16 protein-coding genes are annotated in these 21,192 nt (G+C 35.8%); 9 read left to right on the top strand and 7 right to left on the bottom strand.

What is annotated here, in order from left to right; genetic code table 11:
• The first annotated feature begins 6 nt into the window (after window positions 1-6).
• The 5 genes from BHE19_RS15735 (at window position 7) to BHE19_RS15710 (ending at window position 7,157) form a co-directional block, all read left to right on the top strand.
• Complete coding sequence (locus BHE19_RS15735; RefSeq protein WP_017495043.1) at window positions 7-579, top strand: adenylate kinase; 573 nt, start codon at window positions 7-9, stop codon at window positions 577-579.
• Between the two features lie 211 nt (window positions 580-790).
• Window positions 791-2,065 (top strand): hemolysin family protein, encoded by a 1,275-nt coding sequence (locus tag BHE19_RS15730; RefSeq protein WP_081603501.1) that lies wholly within the window; start codon window positions 791-793, stop codon window positions 2,063-2,065.
• Between the two features lie 101 nt (window positions 2,066-2,166).
• A complete protein-coding gene (gene obgE / locus BHE19_RS15725; protein ID WP_070907906.1) occupies window positions 2,167-3,168 on the top strand; it encodes a GTPase ObgE in 1,002 nt (333 codons plus the stop codon).
• Window positions 3,169-3,398: 230 nt separating this feature from the next.
• Entirely contained in the window at window positions 3,399-5,543 is a 2,145-nt protein-coding gene (locus tag BHE19_RS15715; RefSeq protein WP_070907904.1) for a S46 family peptidase, read from the top strand.
• 258 nt (window positions 5,544-5,801) lie between these two features.
• Window positions 5,802-7,157, top strand: coding sequence for a UDP-N-acetylmuramate--L-alanine ligase (locus tag BHE19_RS15710; protein WP_070907903.1), 1,356 nt, complete (start codon window positions 5,802-5,804; stop codon window positions 7,155-7,157).
• A gap of 74 nt (window positions 7,158-7,231) precedes the next feature.
• Here BHE19_RS15710 and BHE19_RS15705 read toward each other — a convergent pair whose 3' ends face one another.
• A complete protein-coding gene (locus tag BHE19_RS15705) occupies window positions 7,232-7,879 on the bottom strand; it encodes a DUF1287 domain-containing protein (RefSeq protein WP_070907902.1) in 648 nt (215 codons plus the stop codon).
• Between the two features lie 107 nt (window positions 7,880-7,986).
• On the opposite strand from BHE19_RS15705, the gene radC reads away from it, so the two are divergent.
• From radC to BHE19_RS15690, 3 genes are read left to right on the top strand one after another with little or no spacing between them, the layout of a single operon-like run.
• Entirely contained in the window at window positions 7,987-8,724 is a 738-nt protein-coding gene (gene radC, locus BHE19_RS15700) for a RadC family protein (protein ID WP_070907901.1), read from the top strand.
• 3 nt (window positions 8,725-8,727) lie between these two features.
• Window positions 8,728-9,414, top strand: a complete 687-nt coding sequence (locus BHE19_RS15695; RefSeq protein ID WP_070907900.1) for a YjjG family noncanonical pyrimidine nucleotidase — start codon at window positions 8,728-8,730, stop codon at window positions 9,412-9,414.
• Window positions 9,415-9,416: 2 nt separating this feature from the next.
• Window positions 9,417-10,163 carry a hypothetical protein gene (locus BHE19_RS15690; RefSeq protein WP_070907899.1) on the top strand — a complete coding sequence of 249 codons (747 nt, stop codon included), beginning with the start codon at window positions 9,417-9,419 and terminating at the stop codon, window positions 10,161-10,163.
• A 15-nt stretch (window positions 10,164-10,178) separates the two neighbouring features.
• On the opposite strand, the gene BHE19_RS15685 is transcribed toward BHE19_RS15690, so the two are convergent.
• Entirely contained in the window at window positions 10,179-11,456 is a 1,278-nt protein-coding gene (locus BHE19_RS15685) for a replication-associated recombination protein A (protein WP_070907898.1), read from the bottom strand.
• Window positions 11,457-11,675: 219 nt separating this feature from the next.
• Between BHE19_RS15685 and BHE19_RS15680 the strand changes: the two genes are divergently transcribed.
• Window positions 11,676-12,440, top strand: coding sequence for a rhomboid family intramembrane serine protease (locus tag BHE19_RS15680; RefSeq protein WP_070907897.1), 765 nt, complete (start codon window positions 11,676-11,678; stop codon window positions 12,438-12,440).
• Between the two features lie 146 nt (window positions 12,441-12,586).
• Here the strand turns inward: BHE19_RS15680 and rlmB are convergent, their stop codons facing one another.
• The 5 genes from rlmB to BHE19_RS15655 form a co-directional block, all read right to left on the bottom strand.
• On the bottom strand, window positions 12,587-13,321 hold the full coding sequence (gene rlmB / locus BHE19_RS15675; protein ID WP_017495032.1) for a 23S rRNA (guanosine(2251)-2'-O)-methyltransferase RlmB: 735 nt from the start codon (window positions 13,319-13,321) through the stop codon (window positions 12,587-12,589).
• A gap of 82 nt (window positions 13,322-13,403) precedes the next feature.
• A complete protein-coding gene (locus BHE19_RS15670) occupies window positions 13,404-14,285 on the bottom strand; it encodes a hypothetical protein (protein WP_070907896.1) in 882 nt (293 codons plus the stop codon).
• A 19-nt stretch (window positions 14,286-14,304) separates the two neighbouring features.
• Window positions 14,305-16,020: a SusD/RagB family nutrient-binding outer membrane lipoprotein gene (locus tag BHE19_RS15665; protein WP_070907895.1), complete on the bottom strand. Its 1,716-nt coding sequence runs from the start codon at window positions 16,018-16,020 to the stop codon at window positions 14,305-14,307.
• Between the two features lie 11 nt (window positions 16,021-16,031).
• Complete coding sequence (locus BHE19_RS15660; RefSeq protein ID WP_070907894.1) at window positions 16,032-19,187, bottom strand: SusC/RagA family TonB-linked outer membrane protein; 3,156 nt, start codon at window positions 19,185-19,187, stop codon at window positions 16,032-16,034.
• A gap of 567 nt (window positions 19,188-19,754) precedes the next feature.
• Window positions 19,755-21,188: a SusD/RagB family nutrient-binding outer membrane lipoprotein gene (locus BHE19_RS15655; RefSeq protein WP_070907893.1), complete on the bottom strand. Its 1,434-nt coding sequence runs from the start codon at window positions 21,186-21,188 to the stop codon at window positions 19,755-19,757.
• Between the last annotated feature and the right edge of the window lie 4 nt (window positions 21,189-21,192).

The raw sequence follows: 21,192 nt of genomic DNA, 5'->3' as shown, positions 1-21,192 counted from the left end.
CATATTATGATTAACATTGTTTTATTTGGAAAGCCAGGGGCAGGTAAAGGAACTCAGGCAGAATTTTTAAAAGAAAAGTACAAATTAACACACCTTTCGACAGGAGATATTTTTCGTTTTAACTTAAAAAATGATACAGATTTAGGAAAACAAGCGAGAGTTTTTATGGACAACGGAGAGTTAGTTCCGTGCGAAGTAACTACCGCAATGTTAATTGATGAGGTAAAAAAACATCCTGATACAGCAGGATTTTTGTTCGATGGTTATCCTAGAACTTTAGATCAGGCAGAAGCTTTAGATCAATTTTTACCAACGATTGGATCAAGTGTAACGGCGACTGTTGCATTAGAAGCAGATGATGAAATTCTAGTGGCTCGTTTGTTAGAAAGAGGAAAAACAAGCGGAAGAGCTGACGATCAGGACGAAGAGAAAATCAGAGTAAGATACCAGGAGTACAATGAAAAAACAGCTCCGCTAATTGGATATTATAAAGAACAAAATAAGTTTCATGCCGTAAACGGTATCGGAACTATCGAAGAAATTACAGAGCGATTAACGTCAGTTATAGATAATTTGTAGAAGCTTTTTTCGGCTGTCGTTTCATCCCGACTGCGATCGGGACTTTTAAGAACTATTTTTCTTGTCATAAAACGTGCATCTTTAGGTTGCTGTTTTCTGGGAAGAAAAATTAGTTTTTTAAGACAGGATTCTTTTGAATGATAGGGAGACGAAGTTTTAAGATGACAGAATTATCTTGATGAAGACAATTTTATAACGAATAAACCAAAAATTGGAAATACTAATAATATTTTTTCTAATACTATTGAATGGTGTTTTTTCCATGTCAGAAATTGCATTGATTTCGGCCCGGAAAAACAGACTTGAAACTGCCGCAAAAAAAGGAAATAATAGTGCTAAAATAGCACTTGATCTGGCCAATTCTCCAAACAAGTTTTTATCCACCGTGCAAATCGGAATCACTTTAATCGGTATTTTGACCGGTATTTACAGTGGTGATAAGATAACAATGGATGTTGAAGTTTTTGTTAGCGGATTTACATTTTTAAAACCCTATGCACATTCTGTTGCAGTAGGGATTGTTGTCGTGGTTTTGACATTTTTCTCTTTGGTTTTAGGAGAATTATTGCCAAAGCGAATTGGTTTAAATTATCCGGAGTCGATTGCCAAAATGGTAGCGCTGCCTATGAAAACCATCTCGATAATTACAGCGCCCTTTATCTGGCTGCTTACTTCTTCGACAGATTTTTTACTGAATGTATTTCAGATTAAACCAACTGCTGACGGTAAGGTAACAGAAGAAGAAATTAAAGCAATTATCAAAGAAGGAACTGAGGGTGGAGAAGTACAGGAAATCGAACAAGATATTGTAGAACGTGTTTTTCACATTGGGGATCGAAAAGTAAATTCGTTGATGACACACCGTAAGTCAGTTGATATGCTGCCTTTCAATGCCGATAAAACGAAGATTAAAGAATTGGTTTTACAGGATTTACATACTGTTTATCCGGTGTACAGAGACAATTATGATGATATTGTGGGGGTTGTAACCCTAAAGAATATCTTTGCAAACATCGAAAGTGAACATTTTGATTTGGCGGGAATCATGATTGATGCGCCTTATCTGATGGAGCAGACAACGGCATACAAGGCATTGGAGAATTTCAAAAAAACAGGAATTCATTATGCTTTAGTTTCTGATGAGTATGGTGTTTTTCAGGGAATTATTACCCTAAATGACATTTTGGAAGCTTTAGTAGGAGATGCATCTGATTTTTATAAAGATGAATTCCAGTTAATTGAAAGAGAAGACGGTTCGTGGCTCGTTGACGGACATTATTCGTTACACGATTTTTTAACTTATTTTGAGTTAGACGAATTGACAAACGATTATGAAGTAAACACGGTAAGCGGAATGATTATGACAGAGCTTTCACATATTCCAAAAGAAGGCGAAAAATTAATCTGGCAAAAATTTGTGCTGGAAGTAATCGATATGGATGGCGTAAAGATTGATAAAGTGTTGGTAAAAGCACTTAAAGAGTAGAAAGAATTTGTTTTAAGTTTCAAGTTTCAAGTTTCAGGTTGCGCAACGCATAACCTGAAACTTGAAACCTGAAACCTGAAACTACACATAAACAAGTAAAAATGACAGAAGGAAATTTTGTAGATTATGTTAAGATTTATGTTTCTTCCGGTAAAGGAGGGAAAGGATCTACGCATTTACATAGAGAGAAATTTATTGAAAAAGGAGGCCCTGACGGAGGTGATGGTGGTCGTGGAGGACATGTGTATTTGGTGGGGAATAAAGGACTTTGGACATTATTTCATCTAAAATTTGCACGACATATTAAAGCGGGTCACGGTGGAGATGGAGGAGGAGACCGTAGTACAGGTGCTGACGGAGAAGATAAATTTATCGAAGTGCCTTTAGGAACTGTTGTAAAAGACAAAGAAACAGGAGAAACCTTATTCGAAATTACTGAAGATGGTGAAAAAAGAATTCTTTCAAAAGGAGGAAAAGGAGGTTTAGGAAACTGGCACTTTAGAAGTTCAACCAATCAAACACCTCGTTATGCTCAGCCGGGTTTACCGGGAGTAGAAATGGATGTAATTTTAGAGCTTAAAGTATTAGCCGATGTTGGTTTAGTAGGTTTTCCAAATGCCGGAAAATCAACCCTGTTGTCTGTTTTAACTTCTGCAAAACCAAAAATTGCCGATTATCCTTTTACAACCTTAAAGCCAAACTTAGGAATTGTGGCTTACAGAGATTATCAATCTTTTGTAATTGCTGATATTCCCGGAATTATTGAAGGAGCTGCAGAAGGGAAAGGTTTAGGTCATTACTTCTTGCGTCATATCGAACGTAATTCAACATTATTGTTTCTAGTTCCGGTTGATACACCGGATATTAAAGCAGAGTACGATATTTTGGTCAATGAATTAACCAAGTACAATCCTGAAATGTTAGACAAAGAGCGTCTTTTAGTAATCTCTAAATGTGATATGCTGGATGACGAATTGAAAGCTGAATTGAAGATCGAATTAGACGTCGCTTTCAAAGACGTTCCATATATGTTTATCTCATCAGTTGCCCAGCAAGGGATAACGGATTTAAAAGATAAGCTTTGGAAAATGCTTAACGACTAAAAAAAATACAATTTGTAAAAAGGTGTTCTGGAAACAGAGCACCTTTTTTGTTTTCTGCAATATCCATATAACAAGAAAATAACAGATTTTCACAGACCAAATTAAACACATCATTGGTGTTAAATTCGTAATGAAATGCTAAAAAATCACTGAGATATCTAATTTCGGCAGGAATTGCGGTAATATAATTATGAAAATGAATTATATTCGCATCACTTAAACAAAATAACATGAAAAAAATAGTTTTATTCTTGACCATGTGTCTGATGGCTTTTCCTGTAAGAGCTGATGAGGGGATGTGGTTTTTGATGTTTATCGAAAGATTGAACCATAGAGATATGGAAAAAATGGGCTTGCAATTGACAGCCGAAGAAATTTACAGTATCAACCATCATAGTTTAAAAGATGCTATTGTACAATTTAATGGAGGATGTACAGCAGAAATTGTTTCTAAAGAAGGATTGGTTTTAACCAATCACCATTGTGGTTATGACGCAATTGCAGAACTATCTTCGGCAGAGCAAAACTACTTAAAAGACGGTTTTTGGGCAAAACAAAGAAGTGCCGAAATGAAACCTAAATCATTGTATGTACGTTTCTTTGTGCGTATGGATGATGTTTCTAAAAGAATTTTGTCAAAAGTAAATGATAAGATGACCGAGGCTGAAAGAAGTAAAGCAATTCAGCAAGAAATTGCATTGATTGAGAAAGAAAACAATGAAGGTGGAAAATATACCGTTTCTGTTCGTCCTTTCTTTCAGGGAAATGAATATTACTATTTCGTTTACCAGGATTACACAGACGTACGTTTAGTGGGAACACCTCCTGAAAGTGTTGGTAAATTTGGTGGAGATACGGACAACTGGGAGTGGCCTCGTCAAACAGGAGATTTCTCTATGTTCAGAGTGTACGCAGATAAAGACGGAAATCCGGCAGCTTATTCTAAAGACAATGTGCCTTTGAAACCTAAACACTACTTACCGGTAAGTATAAAAGGGGTTAAAGAGAATGATTTTGCAATGATTTTAGGATATCCGGGAAGAACAAACCGTTGGATGCCGGCTGGAGGAATTGAGCAAAACGTTAAGTTTGCTTATCCTGCTTGGGTTGAAGGTGCTAAAACCGGAATGGATCAAATGAAAAAGTACATGGACAAAGATGCAACAGTTCGTTTGCAATACGCGTCTAAATATGCTTCTACAGCAAATTACTGGAAAAACCGTCAGGGGATGATCGATGCTTTAACAAAAGCTGGAACAGCAGAGGTTAAAGCGGCACAAGAAGATAAATTTTACGAGTGGGCTACTAAACCGGCTAATAAAGAGAAGTATGAGAATGTAATTCCAACGATCAATGATTATTACAGATCTACAAATGTAAAATCAACGCACGACAATTACCTGACACAGCTTTTACGTACGTCAGCTTACGCAACCGGACCTGCTAACCTAGGAAACGCATTGATCGCTTATTACAACGAAACTGATGCTAAGAAAGCTGAGATGCTGCCTAAGATCAACGCAATGATCGAAAACATCTACGGTGAATTTTATGCACCTCTTGAAAAAGATGTATTAACAGCACAATTGAATTTGTACGCTTCTAAAGCTGCTGAATATGGTTTAGCGACGCAAATTGCTAAAATGAAATCAGAGAACAATGGTGACTTTACTGCCGATGTAGCAAAAGCAACTGAAATCAGTTATTTTACTTCTAAAGACAAAGTATTAGCATTTATGGCTAATCCTAAACCATTAGCAATTGTACACGATCCGTTGTATATTATTTCTAACGATTTGTTGACAAAATACCGTGCTAAAACAGATGATCAGTTGAAGGCTGATGACGGTTTCGCAAATGCTTACCGTAAATTGGTAGAAGGTTTAAGAGAATCTAAATTGAACGCTATTCAATATCCAGACGCTAACTCAACATTGAGACTAACTTACGGAAAAGTAAGAGCTTTACCTGCTGATCCGCGTAACGATGCTAAAATTAATAACTATACTACCATGGAAAGTATGGTTAAAAAGTATAAAGCAGGAGATCAGGAATTTGACTTACCAAAACGTTTGTTAGAGTTAAACAAAGCAAAAGACTTTGGACAGTATGCTGATAAAGCTGGTTATATGCCGGTAAACTTCTTGACAGATAACGATATTACTGGTGGAAACTCAGGTTCTCCGGTATTAAACGGAAAAGGAGAATTAATTGGAGTTGCTTTTGACGGAAACATCGAAGCGATGGCAGGAGATGTTATTTTCGATTCTAAATTGCAAAGAACAATTAACGTAGATATTCGTTACGTACTTTGGATTATCGACAAATACGCCGGAGCTAAAAACATTATTGACGAAATGACGATTATTAAATAATTCGATTTTTGGTATTGAAAAAACACCCGACAGGTTTTTAAAACCTGTCGGGTGTTTTTGTTTCTAAACGATGATTTCAATAAAAGGTTGGGAACGATTAAAAAATATTATTCGTACAAATTACTAATTTAGTATTAAAAGCAAAAAGGGCATTTTATAATTCCTTATTTTTGAAAAATAATTAACCGATTTAAGCGTTGAATTGTACTTTCGTTTCTCGAAGAAACAGTTCAACAAATAAACGATTCAACGTATTCAATGAAAACACATTTCATCGCCATAGGCGGAAGCGCCATGCACAATTTAGCACTTGCATTGCACAATAAAGGATATCAGGTTACAGGAAGTGATGATGCTATTTTTGAACCTTCAAAATCAAGATTGGAAAAGAAAGGGATCTTACCAGCTGAACTGGGCTGGTTTCCTGAAAAAATCACTGCCGATATTGATGCCATAATCCTCGGAATGCATGCGAAAGCGGATAATCCGGAGTTGCTAAAAGCGCAGGAGTTAGGTTTGAAAATTTATTCGTATCCGGAATTTTTGTATGAGCAGTCTAAGAATAAAACCCGAGTGGTAATTGGAGGTTCTCATGGAAAAACAACAATAACTTCGATGATTTTGCATGTCATGCATTATCATAATATCGAAGTAGATTATATGGTTGGAGCACAGTTAGAGGGTTTTGATACGATGGTACATCTTACCGAAGAAAATGATTTCATGGTTTTGGAAGGGGATGAGTATTTATCTTCTCCGATAGACAGACGCCCTAAATTTCATTTGTACCAACCCAATATTGCTTTGATTTCCGGAATTGCCTGGGATCATATCAACGTATTTCCAACCTATGAGAATTATGTAGAGCAATTCGAAATCTTTATTGGGAAAATTACAAATGGAGGGATTTTGGTATACAACGAGAATGACCCGGAGGTAAAACGTGTTGCGGAAGCGGCTACGAATCCAATTCGAAAATTAGCCTATTCTACTCCAAAGTACAGTGTTAATGATGGTGTAACTTTATTAGAAACTCCGGAAGGCGATATGCCAATTGAAGTTTTTGGAGCGCACAATTTGAATAATCTGGCAGGAGCCAAATGGATTTGTCAAAATATGGGCGTTGACGAAGCGGACTTTTACGAAGCAATTGCCAGTTTCAAAGGAGCTTCAAAGCGATTGGAGAAAATTGCTGAAGGAAAAGGAAAAGTAGCATACAAAGATTTTGCACACTCCCCAAGTAAAGTTGCTGCGACTACAAAAGCAGTAAAAGAGCAATATCCAAACAGAACTTTAGTGGCTTGTTTGGAATTACATACCTACAGCAGTTTGAATGCAGAGTTTCTAAAAGAGTATGAAGGGGCTCTTGAATATGCTGATATTGCAGTAGTGTTCTATTCCCCTGATGCCGTAAAAATAAAACAACTAGAAGAAGTAACGTACGGGCAAATTGCAAGTTCTTTTAACCGTGAAGACTTAATTATTTATACCAATCCTGATGAATTTAAAGAATACCTTTTTAATTTAAATCTTGAAAACTCAGCTTTATTATTAATGAGTTCCGGAAATTACGGAGGATTGAATTTTGATGATGTGAAAGGGTTGATCGAGTAGTTCGTCAATTAGAAAATTTAATAAAGTGCCAATTGTTATACAGTTGGCATTTTTTTTTGATGGGGGTTTGAAACTTATTTTTGATATTTAAAATGCCCAACAATTTTATATTCAAACAAACAATCTTCCAGAAGCTGACCGCGGCCCACGTTATGTACGATTAAATTTCGTTTTCCATCTCTGGATTTTTTGTTGGTTACAATTCCGATGTGAGGCAATTTATTATTAATTATCCATGTTACAATTTCTCCGGTTTTATAATCTTTGGCATTTTGAGAAAGAGGTAATTTTGTGCCTTTTCGCTCAAAGAATACTTCAAGATTGGGAACTCTTCGATGATCGATATTGGTGTCAGTTTTGATCATTCCCCATTTTTTTAAGTTTGGATAATCAGAGAAATTTTCAAGCATATCTTCGTGAACTTCCTTTTGTAAATCAATACCTAATTTTCTATAAGATCGAATAATGACGTCCGTGCAAACTCCTTTGTTTTTTGGGATATCTCCATTAGGATAATCAATTTTAAAGTAAGATGGATCGTAATCTATAGAAGGATCAATGATCGAGATTGCTGCATCGGATAATTTTTCTGGAAAAGTTTTTGTAATACCCGATGACAAGCTTTCTGCAACAGCTGTTTTGCCCTCTTTTTGATTGCAGGAGAGGAGGAGAAGCAAGAGGGAAAAAGTACCAATTATTTTCATGCCCTTAAGGTAAGCCATTTTGATGGGGCATTTATAGTAATGAAATAATTAATTTGAGATTAGTATTGTTTTATTTGAAAGATTTTTCTTAATTTTATAGATTAACCCTCTAAGGGTATTGTAAAATGAGAGCAAGCTTAAAAGTTGTAAAAACAACAAATGAAACCGCGGATTTTGTAGCAACTTATTTTCCCATACCGGATTGGTCAGAAGAAGATCGTCCCCGCGAAAAATTGATGTTAAAGGGCAAAGAAGCTTTAAGTAATGCTGAGTTGATTGCGATATTAATAGGGTCAGGCAGTCGTAATGAATCTGCAGTAGATTTAAGTAAACGGATTTTGGCTAGTGCCGGAAGCTTGAATTCTTTAGGAAAAAAATCTACTGCTCAATTAATGGAATTTAAAGGAATAGGGGAGGCAAAAGCTATTACAATTATTGCAGCATTAGAACTTGGAAGAAGAAGAAGGGCAGAGGATGTGTCACAATTGAAGATAATAACTTCCAGTAAAATTGTCTTCGAAATCATGCAGCCTATTATTGGTGAACTTTCTCACGAAGAGTTCTGGGTGCTTTTTCTGAATAATTCCAATAAAGTAATTTCTAAATCCCAAGTGAGTAAAGGTGGAATTACCGGAGCCGTTGTGGATGTACGTATTGTTTTTAAATTGGCACTCGAAATTGGTGCTACAGGATTGATTTTGTGTCACAATCATCCGTCAGGAAATTTGCTGCCCAGTGATGCCGATAAAAAGTTGACGAAAAAGATCAAATTAGCAGGGGATAGTTTAGATGTTAAAGTTTTGGATCATTTGATTATAACTGAAGCAAAATATTATAGTTTTGTAGATCAAGGAATTTTATAAATTATGAATACCACTATTACCGATGTCTTTTTTGATTTAGATCATACACTTTGGGATTTTGACAAAAACTCTGAAATGGCTTTTGATCGAATTTTTAAAAGTAAATATCCCGAAATTAAAACAGAAGATTTTATCGAGAAATATGCTCCAATCAATCAGGAGTGCTGGAAATTATACCAGAATGATAAAATAACACATCTGGAACTCCGTTACAATAGATTGAAGTTTTCATTTGATGCTTTAAATTGCACTATGTCAGATGAGAGTATCAATGAGATTGCCAATGATTATATTGAATTTTTAACCGACAACAATCATCTTTTCGAAGGAGCAATTGAAGTGCTGGAGTATTTAAAACCAAAATACAAGTTGCATATCATTACTAACGGTTTTGCGAATGTTCAGGATAAAAAAATTAATAATGCGGCACTTTCGGGTTATTTTGAAACCATCACAAATTCTGAGTTGGCTGGTGTGAAGAAACCAAATAGTATTATCTTTGATTATGCACTTAGTGCTGCCAAAGCTTCAAAAGAAAACAGTGTCATGATAGGAGATTGCCTGGATGCCGATGTCAACGGTGCCTTAAATGCAGGACTTGATGCTATTTTCTTTAATGAAAAAAGAATCGAAGCTCCCCAAAATATTAAACAAGTAAACCATTTATTAGAACTAAAAAAATATTTATAATTATGAGAATAAAATTTTTGTTAATTGCATTCCTTACATCAGTTATAGGATTTTCACAATCGGTTAATGATTACAAAGCGGTTATTGTTCCGTTAAAATATGATTTCCTTAAAACAGAAAATCAATATAGAACGTCAACAATGACTAAAGCTAATTTAAACAAAGCCGGTTTTCAGGCTTTTTATGCCAACGAGATACTTCCGGAAGGTTTTGGGGATCGTTGCGATCTTTTGTATGCCGATGTTAAAAGAGAGAATGGTTTTTTAATTACCAAACTTTTTGTAGAGTTTAAAGATTGTTACGGTAAAGTGATTTTTACATCTGCAATAGGAAAAAGTAAAGAGAAGGAATATGAAACGGCTTACAGAGAATGTCTTGATCTTGCGTTTGTTTCAATAAACGGTTTACGCTATAAATATAATGGAAAAAGTGCTAATACTGTAAAATCTTCAATTCCGGCTACTCCGTTGACAACCGCAGTTGTAGCTGCTAAAGTTGCAGAGGTGACTCCGGTGGTTGATCTTAAAGATCCAAATTTATTGTATGCACAACCTACGGAGAATGGTTACCAGTTAATCGATAAGACTCCAAAGGTGGTAATGAAATTGTTGAAAACATCTCGTCCCGATTCATTTATTGCTATAAAAGACGGAGTTCAGGGATCTTTAAATGCAAAAGATAATCAGTGGTTTTTTGAATATTATAAAAATGATCAGTTAGTTTCTGAAAAAGTTTCAGTTAAATTCTAAAAATAGAATACGGTTTTAATAACCGTATTTATCTTTCCAACGGTTCTTTAAAAATTCGCGGTTGCTGTTCTCTCTTGAATTGCGGCCCGGATTATAAAGAACCGTTTCTTTTATGGCATCCGGTAGAAATTCCTGTTCAGCAAAATTATTAGCATAATCGTGCGAGTATTTATAATCATCACCATAACCCAGTTCTTTCATAAGTTTGGTTGGAGCATTTCGTAAATGAATCGGAACAGGTAAATCTCCCGTTTGTTTTACTAATTGTTGAGCATTGCCAATCGCCATATACGAGGCATTGCTTTTAGGAGAAGTAGCCAGATAAATAGCGCATTGACTTAGTATGATTCTACTTTCCGGATATCCAATGGTAGTTACGGCCTGAAAGGTATTATTGGCCATAATAAATGCGGTCGGATTCGCGTTTCCAATATCTTCACTGGAAAGTATGAGCATTCTGCGGGCAATAAATTTTACATCTTCACCACCTTCAATCATTCTGGCTAGCCAATAAACAGCTCCATTAGGATCACTTCCACGAATAGACTTTATAAAAGCAGAAACGATATCGTAATGCTGTTCTCCACTTTTGTCATACAAAACTGTGTTTTGTTGTACCAATTCAAAAACACGATCGTTGGTGATAATAATTTCATCACCCGCAGAAGCGTTGATAACAAGTTCAAATATATTGAGTAGTTTTCGCCCATCACCTCCCGAAAGTCGCAGTAAAGCTTCTGTTTCTTTTAAAGTGATATTTTTTGAAGCCAGATACGTATCCGTTTTTAGCGCCCGGTGCAATAAAGCTTCTAAATCGGCTTTTGTGAAAGCATTTAGGACATAGACCTGGCAACGTGACAATAATGCAGGAATTACTTCAAAACTTGGATTCTCGGTCGTTGCACCAACCAATGTAATCCAGCCTTTTTCGACAGCGGCTAAAAGTGAATCTTGTTGTGACTTGCTGAAACGATGAATCTCATCAATAAACAGAATGGGATTTTTAGCAGTAAATAATCCACCGCTTTGTTTGGCTTTTTCGATCACATCACGAATATCTTTTACACCTGAATTGATTGCGCTCAGGATATAAAACGGACGCTTGGATTCCTGCGCGATGATTTGCGCCAAGGTGGTTTTTCCTGTTCCAGGAGGTCCCCAAAAGATCAACGACGGAATTATTCCTTTCGAAATTTGTTGCGTTAAAGATCCGTTTGGGCCAACCAAATGACTCTGACTGATATAATCTTCTAAGTGTTGTGGGCGAATACGCTCGGCTAAAGGTGCTTCCATTTTGTAAAATTACAGTTTTCGGGTTTAATTTTATAGTTTTTAGAAGCTATTCCTGCTATTCGCTGTATCTTTTGCGTCCGCCGCAGCGGACACAAAAGGATGCCGCTTCCATCAGGGCTAGAACAGGGTTTAAGAATATTTAAATAAGCTGACAAATTATCAGTAAATTGTAATTGGATAGTTTTTTGATGTCATCATTATAAATTTACCTTAAAAATTATGAACGACAACCACTTTAAATTTACGACTGCAGTTATTGGTCTTCCGGTATTTTTTGTTCTTTTTTTGTGGATCGTGTACTGGGTTCAGATACGCTTTGATTTCGACTTTTATCAATACGGAGTCTACCCAAGAGATTTGTCAGGCTTGCAGGGTGTTTTGTTCAGTCCTTTCATTCATGAAAATTTAAGCCATTTATACAATAACTCTATCCCTCTTTTGGTATTATTGGCGGCTTTACAATTTTTTTATCCTAAACAATCTTTTGTGGTGATTGGTTATGGAATTTTATTCTCAGGGCTAATTACCTGGGTTATTGGCCGCGAAAATTTTCATATTGGTGCCAGTGGATTGATTTACGTCTTAGTCAGTTTTATTTTTTTTAAAGGAATCCAAACCGGCTATTATCGTTTAGTGGCACTCTCATTATCTGTCATCTTATTGTACGGTGGAATGATTTGGTATGTCTTTCCGGAGGTTGATAAAACTATTTCCTGGGAAGGACATTTGGCAGGTTTCATCACCGGATTTGTTATGTCTTTACTTTATAAAACCCCTGAGTATGTAAAACCTATTGTTTATGAATGGCAGAAACCGGATTTTAATCCCGATGAAGATGCTTTTATGAAGCATTTTGATGAGAATGGAAATTTCGTAAATACGGAGATTGTTGAGGAAGAACCGGAGGAATTAATGACTTATTTTAATTCAGATGTTTCGGTTAATTATATTGTGACTAAGCCTGAGACAAAGGAGGATAGGTAATGTTAGGCTCAGATGTTTATTTTACCCATAGCTTAAAGGTGCAAGTAAGAGCACTGCAATTAAGCTACAGGTTTTAAGAAAGAATCGTAAGAGTTGTTTTGAAGACAATAGTATGTTAATTATCTCGTAATTCTTAATTCTTTGTGTTAGCTTCTTTGGCGAACAGCCTCATATAAAAATGCACCACAAGCAACAGAAACATTTAAAGATCCAATGGATCCGAACATAGGTAATTTTGCTTTTTCATCAACAATTTTTAAAACAGAAGGATTTATACCTCTGTCTTCAGATCCCATGATGATGGCTACCGGTTCATTTAAAGTTACGTCGTATATATTTTGGTCTGTTTTTTCGGTAGCAGCTACTGTTTTGATGCCTGACCCCTGAAGGTAAAAAATAGCATCTTTGATATGTTCAACTTTGCAAATAGGAACATTAAAAACTGCTCCGGCTGAAGTTTTAACTGTATCTCCGTTCACTGGGGCAGAACCAGCTTTCTGAACAATGATTCCGTTTACACCGGTACATTCAGCAGTTCTGATAATAGCACCAAAATTTCTGGCATCTGAAATCTGATCCAGTATTAAAAATAAAGGCTTTGATCCAGATTCGATTGTTGATTCAACCAAATGTTCCAGTTCAATAAAACCAATAGGGGAGATGGTCGCTACCGCTCCCTGATGATTGTTTGGAGTTAAGCGATTGAGTTTTTCTACAGGAACATACGAGAAATTAATGTTAGCGCGTTTCATCACCTTCATTAAATCTTTCATTAATTCTCCGGAAATTTCTTTTTGAATAAATACTTTATCAACTTCTTTTCCTGCCTGAATGGCTTCTATAATGGCTCTAATTCCAAATATTTGATGTTCTTTTTCCATGGGACAAATATAGGTATATTGTTGGTATAAAAAAAAACCACTCTGAGTGAACAGAGTGGTTTCAATATAAAATTTATTTTGATTAAGGAGCTTTAACTAAATTGAATGTATAGTCAGAAGATCCACTAAAACTAATTTTTAAATTAATGTCTCCGGTACATGAACTAACATTACCAGTTCCCGTTACAGTATAAACCTGTCCAGGTCCGTAATTCCATTGCTCATTGCTGGTAACGGTAACCGCATTTGTAGCCGGGTTGATAGTACCAATAATATAAGAAGTACTTCCGTTTATCAAATATGGGTTCGCTGTATTCAAAATTCTGAATACATATTTACCATTTGCTGCATTATAAACTACCGGTACAATATCTCCAATACTGTAATCCTGCCATGTATCAGCGGTAACTTTATAGTTTCCATTGAACAAAGAAGCATCGTTTAAAGGACAAAGTGCAGTGTAAGTTTGTTGCACTTTCCATAATGTTGAATTGGCTACGTCAGCTCCGTATAATGGTTGACCGTTATCAGTAAACATTTTCAGAACGCTACCGTCTTTCAATTTTAAATCAGCAGTGATCACTAATTTATCAGTAAGACCAAAACTTGCAAATGTTGGGAATGCCTTAATAAGGTCAGCTTTAGTATACTTTAGTGTTGCAGGAAAAGTGGTAACATTAGCTTGCAGAGTTGCTTTTGAAACGACACCGCTTTTTGTAAAATAACCCACTACATCCATAGAGGTAACATCACCAGTAGCAACTGTTAGAGTTAATCCTAGATTTACATCTCCTCCGCCTTGCAGTGCTATAATATTTATACCCTGATCTGCAGTAGCGATTTTAATTAAGTTTGGAGTAGCCCCTTCAACAGCGCCAATCTTTGATGTTCCGCCATCGTCATCACATGAGAACGCTATTAGTAAAAACAGCATTGATGTGAATATTAGTTTTATATTTTTCATTTTATTCGTTTTTTAATGATTAAAGATCCCAAAAGATTTTGTAAGTACCTGGATTTTTCTGAGCTGGTGCATTAGCATTAGAGTTTAGCTCTACTTGTGGCCAGTACCATGATAACTGAAATGGATTGTTCAGTACAGTTTGAGAATCATTCAGAGGGAAAGCATCATTGTTATTCAGCTGGTATTCTTTTGTGGTGCTAAGCGGGTTTGCTAATACAGGGAAGCCAGTTCTTCTGTAATCAACATATTGATCTGCTGGATCACCGAAAGTACCTACCCACTTTTGTGTCATAATAATTTCTAATTTCTTTGTTGCATCTGCAGCATTAAATTCAGTTATTATTTTTGTTATGAAGTTAGTTACTGCAGTAGAACCTGTCAGAACAGGAATTGTTGCTAACTGAGGCGATTGGCTTTTGGCCACTACCTGATCTACTTTAGCAAAACTTGCGGTAATTGCCTGCTGAAGTTTAGTTGAGGCACTTCCAGCCAGTTTTCCAGTTTGTATTAACTCCGCCTGAATATATAGGAATTCATCATAAGTTAAAATTCTGTGAGGTGCAATACCGGTTCCTGATTTTGCAGCTAATGTTGATACAGAACCACCTTGTCCATCATCATATCTACCTCCTGAAGGGAAGATACCAGGATAGGTAAAAGTATTTTCAGCACTCTTATCTCTGTCCGGACCAGTACTTCCAAATCGAATACTAACAAAACCAGTTGATTTATCCCAATAATCTGCACCTGGGTTTCCTGTTGTGGTGTTTCCTTGATCAGGAGGGAATTGGTTTGGCTTTAATTGGTTGTAAAAGTAATATTTCATCCTTGGATCCGGATTACCGTTATGGATGTTAGGATTTACTCCTTTTAAAATTTCATACATCCATGGGCTTTGGTAAGATCCAAACTGAGTACTCTCGTAAGATTCAATAAACAATCTGTTTCTTTCATTAGTAGGTGAAATTGAATTGAAACGTGCAAATTGAAAATCATCAGCATTAGAAGTGAAGAAGTCACCTTCGGCTACAAGAGCATTAAACCCTGCCTGATCAAAATCTGAAGTTAATCTTACCTGATTGTACAGTTTTAGTTTAAAGGTGTTAGCAAATTTTATCCATTTAGTATTACTACCTCCATAAAAAACATCATCAAGACCTGGTTTTTTTAAACCGGCATTTGTTTTTAAGTTAGCTTTTGCAGCGTCTATTAATTTGAAAATACTAGCATAAATTTCTTTTTGATTGTCAAATTTTGGTCCAAGGTTACCAGAAGTTAATTTGGTTGCTTCTGTATAAGGAACATCTCCCCACATGTCTACGGCATATGCCATAATATATGCCTTTTCCATCTGAGCAATACCAAGATATACTAAATTTCCTGATTCAGTAGCTTGCTTTATTAAGGTCTCAATGTCATTTAAACCTAAATAAATAGTATTCCAGTCATTATTCATTGGAATGTTGTCAACTTTTACACCATATTGATCTTCTTCTTCTCTTGAAGTCATTTGATGGGTGTAGACCGCTAAAATGTCTCCTGTACTGTTATTGAAATCACCTAGTTCAGAAATGGTTGTTTGCGTATTTGTTAATAGGTAATTTAACGGGGCAACTGTAGGGTCATCTGTATCTTTATCAACATCTAAATAATTACTGCAGCTACTGAAAAAAGTAGTGAGGGATAATAAAACCAGAGCAGTTTTATTATTTTTTATAGAGTTATATAATTTCATGTCGTTTTGTATTAAAATGTTAAATTAATTTTGAAGCCCCATCTTTTTGCAGTCGGAGCAGCTGAAGTCTCTATACCTTGTAATGTTGAATTACCGTAGCTTGTTGTTTCAGGATCAAAATTGGTATACTTAGGAACGTTTGGTGCAAAATACCATAAGTTGTTTGCAATAAAACTTAAACTGATTTTTCCAAATGGAGTTTTTTCCAAAATTTTACTTGGCACATCATAAGTTAAGTTTATCTCTCTTAATCTAAATACAGTTCCGTCATAAATTGTTGCTTCATCAACAGAATTTATTCCAAAAGTACTTCCTCCGGCAGGAGAAAAGTAAAGCTCATTCATACTTAATTGTGTGCTGTTTGGAATTTGATTTCCATTAGCATCTAAGATCGGAGTTCCATCATTGTTTCCGTAATAACCTGGAATTATAAATGTTTTCTCTCTGTCTTCAGTATCTCTGGTTACACCTCTTCCTAATAATGACTCAATAGTAGAAGAAGATATGTCACCTCCTTGTTTCCAATCAATTTGTGCTCTTAAGCTCCACGCTTTGTAAGTAAAGGTATTCGCGAAACTCACTCTAAATTTAGCATTTGGATCTCCGATAACTCCAAGTGAAGGATCCTGAATAACTGCTCCTCCGGATCTGTTGATTAAATAATTTCCATTGGCATCACGAGCAAATCTTGTTCCGTAGAAAACTCCAAAAGGCTGCCCTGGAATTGCATAGGCAATTTGATTTGCATTAAGTTGAATTCTGTCTAAACCTTCTTTCAATGTTAATACTTCATTTTCGTTTTTAGTGAAGTTAGTTAGCAATGACCATGTGAAGTTTTTAGATTTAACCGGTACTAATGTTAATCCAAGTTCAATACCTCTATTTCTAATAGAACCTGCATTAGTGTTTAACTCTGTAAATCCAGTTGAAGACGCTACAGTTACAGGTGTAATTAGGTCTTTTGTTGTTTTAGAGTACAAACTCAAATCTACTACGATTCGCTTTCTGAAAAATTCTAAGTCAGTACCGATCTCAAATTCTTCTGAGAATTCTGGCTTAACATCTTGATCTCCCAAGAAAGTATTGTTTCCAATTCTAGGAAGGCCATTGTAGGCTTGTCCTTGATTGTAAGATATTTTTAAGAATTCTGCAGGTACATCTCTACCAACTTTAGCGAAACTGGCTCTTAGTTTTGCAAAAGTTAAAATGTCGCTTTGGATGTTGAAAGCATCAGTTATAACTGCTGAGGCACTTACAGATGGGTAGAAATAAGAGTTTCTTTCTTTTGGTAAAGAAGAACTCCAGTCATTTCTGGCTGTAGCATTTAAAAACAGGTAATCTCTATAAGACAAAGTTACATCGGCAAATACTCCGACATTTCTTTTCATAGCTCGCTCATCTGTTAGATTTGCTATACTTTTAACATTTTTAAAAGTAAAGATGTTTGGAACAATGAATTCTCTTCCTTCGTTTACAAGTCTTGAATACTCATTTTGCAATACGTTATTACCAACTATTGTTGCTAATTTAAAGTTCTCATTCAATTCATAATTGAAGTTTAATAAGAATGTAGATTCAATATCTTGGTTTACGTAGTTATCAGCAAGTAAATTCCCTAACCCATTATTTGCTCTGGAAGCCAAATCACGAACTTGACTTCTTGCTAATGAATATTTGTTAATACCAGCTCTGTAAGATGCAGAAATATTGTCGTTTAAAGTGTAGTTTAAGTTAATACCTGCAACAATTCTATCTGTATTAGTGATAATCTGATCGTGTTGCCAAGACCAAAGAGGGTGGTCAAATTGTGTTCCGTTTGGAGTAACAGATCCACCAGTTACAGGGTCTACGTATGGAAGATTTAAATCCCAGTTTCTAGCTAAGAACAAAGTTCTCGCAAATGAAGAAGAAGATCCTGCAAATTGATTTTCTCCAAAGAAACCTCCTACTTGTTTTGTTTTTGAGTAAGCTAAGTTGGCTCCAACAGTGAATTTTTTACTTAGTTTGAAGTTTCCACCTGCAGACATTGATGTTCTGTCGTAAGAGTTGTAAGGAATGTAACCATCCTGACGTAAATCTGAAATAGTAGCATTAAAAGTTCCGTCTTGTCCGGCATAGTTAAAACCAATTGTTTTGTCTAGCACCGTTCCTGTTCTGAATAAGTCTTTTACGTTGTTTGGTTTTGCAACATAAGGAACTGTAGGTCCAAATTGGTCAGGGAAAGCAGCTAGCAATGTTGGCCAAGTTGGAATTGTAGCTAATGAATCAAAGCGTGGTCCCCATGAACCATTTGCGTTTGAGTACTGGAAATTTGCTCCTGAACCGTAAGTGTTTTGGTAGTCTGGTAAGTTAGCAATGGTTTCAAAATAAGTACCCATTCCAACATTTACATTTAATTTTTGTGTTTTATTTGGTTTAGATGCACCGGATTTAGTTGTTACAACGATTACCCCGTTCATAGCTCTTGAACCGTAAAGTGCAGCAGCAGCTGTACTTTTAAGTACGTTGATACTTGCGATGTCATTAGGATCTAATGAAGATAAAGCAGATTCATATCCTCCTCCTCCAGTGATTTGACTAGTTGAAGTTACCGATACATTACTGTATGCAATACCGTCAACGATAATTAAAGGATCTGTATTACCTGTTAATGAGTTTACCCCTCTAATGGTAATTTGGTTGGCAGCTCCTGCAACACCAGTTGATGTATTAATGTTAACCCCCGCAACTTTTCCTGCAAGAGCTCTTGATAAATCTGGTTCTGAATTTTGAGTAATTTGTTCTGCTTTTACTTCGCTAACAGAGTATCCTAGTTTTTTAGGGTTACGCTTAATACCGAATGCAGTTACAACAACACTTTCCAGCTGTTGTGCGGCACCATCTAATAATTTTACATTAATTGCAGAAGAGGTGGCTGCTACTTCCTGGCTTTTCATACCGATGTAGCTAAATACCAAAACCTGGTTTGAAGAAGCTTTGATAGAGTATTTACCATCAAAGTCTGTTTGTGTCCCTGTTTTTGTTCCTTTAATCAATACACTAACACCTGGTAAAGGCATTCCTGTATTGTCAGAAACTGTTCCAGAAACAGCTCTTTCTTGCGCAAAAGTAAGTTGCGCTACTAGTACTAATAAAAGTACTAGGAGTCCATTGAACTTTAGTTTCATTTTTATGTGTTTTGAATTAGTCTGGTAAAAATCTTAATTATTTGTTAATCTACCTAATATAAAAAGCTTTTTTTTTGGTCATTTTGCAGTTTTGTTGTGAGATGTGTTTTTTTAATGTTAAAAAGCAAGGGTTAATATTATCTTATTTCTTTTTTGTTTAACATGTGTTAATGCTTGATTTTGCTGGTTTTTTTGCGATTTTGATCAATTTTAAAAGACACTTTTTTGAGTGTACTTTTGCCCTCGGCATCTTTTAAAAAAAAAGAGATGATCCTGATATGGATGACCTCTTTTTTATTAGTTTCAGATTTAGGGTGCAAGGGTGTATTTTATTGCAATAGTCTGAAGAAGCAAAAGAATTGAATCTTTGATTTTTTTTATATTGGGAAGTAAGTTTTGAAAATTAATTTGTAGAAAGGTCTTTTGTCAAATAAGCTTCCATGCTTAGATGGGCTGGCTGTTTGAGGTTTGTTTTCTTACTGTTTCAGCAAGTTATTAATGAAAAAAGGGCGCTCATCATTCGATAAGCGCCCTTTTTAGGAGTTGTTTTGTAAGTGAAGAATACTATTATCTAGTACCTCCAGCCCACCAAACTTTTTCTTTGTATACGTAAGAACCGTCTCCGTATAGTTCTTTAACGTTTGTGTTTGAGGCAACGTCAGATTGACCGTAAGCAAATCTTTGTGGGAACAATTCAGGTTTTGGATTTACCATAGGAATTAGGTCTCCGTTACCCATTGCTTGTAAACGTCTGATATCGTTGTAAGATTCAATACCTTCATTTTCAAAGAAAGAAATGTGTTTTTCTACCATGATTTTTTTCAACAATGCATTACCTGTTAAAGCTCCAATAGAAGCAGTGTAGGTATCTGCTTGTGCTGGTGTAAACGCTACAGCTGTTTTTTTAGCGTAAGCTGCTTTAATAGCTGCATTCATTGTTGTTTGTGCTTCAGGTAAACCTAATCTCGCTTGTGCTTCAGCTTTCAAGAACAATAATTCGTGGTAGCTTAATAAGTAGATTGCGTTTGCTTCACTCATAAGAGCTGAGATAGAATATCTACCTTGAGCTTCAACATCTTCTTTTGAATTGTCAAAAGGAAGTACTACACCAGCTTTTTTTGTAAAGAAAGAAGCAGTACGAGCGTCTGCTGGTCCGTTAGCAACCATAGTGTCGTAGAAACTCTTAGCCACACAAATAGCGCCTCTGTTTAATTCGAATCTTGCGAAAGGATTTGGAACACCACCGTTTACAAGTTTTAATTCGTCGCTAGCATCTGCGAAAGAAGCATTTACATAGTTAATTACACCTTGGTAATCCGCTTTTCTAAGAGATAATCTCATAGTGTATCTTGCTAATAATCCGTTTGCAGCCTTGATCCATTTAGCAGAATTCCCACCATAAATAGGATCCTGAACACCTAAAGTTGCGTAAGTTGAAGTTTTGTTCAAGTTAGCAATACCTTCAGTAAGGTTTTTAAAGATGTCCTGATAGATAGCCTCCTGTTTGTCAACTTTTGGTTGAAAAATTACTCCTGGTTTTACAGCTTCAGAGTAAGGAACGTCTCCAAAAAGATCGGTAAGGATCGCTAAGTTATAAGCCTTTAAGATTTGTGCTACACCTAATGTTTGGAAGTTTCCTTTTTCTTTACCAGTTGTACAGTTGTCAATAATAACTCCTAAATTCAATAATTGTCTGTAGCTATTGTTCCAGCCGTTATTGTAAGTTGAAGATAATTGTGGATCAGCTCTTCTAATCTGAGCATTGTACATTTGATTGTGATTTCCTGCACTTAACTCAGAGTAGATACCTCCATAAAATGAAGCGTCAGCACCAGTTACTGTGAAGGCAGAATTCACCATAACATCCGTAATGATTAAGCGGCTAGCCATCTCTGTCGGATTGTTCACATTCTTATTTATTTCGTCCATCTTGTCCTCAGAACAAGCTTGGAATAAGAACGTAGCCATTAAAGCTGTTAGTGTTATTTTTATATTTTTCATTTGA

This window comes from Flavobacterium tructae, assembly GCF_001853485.1.
GTDB lineage: Bacteria > Bacteroidota > Bacteroidia > Flavobacteriales > Flavobacteriaceae > Flavobacterium > Flavobacterium tructae.
The sequence above is the reverse complement of the archived record's forward strand: the minus strand, read 5'-3'. Positions and strand labels throughout refer to the sequence as shown.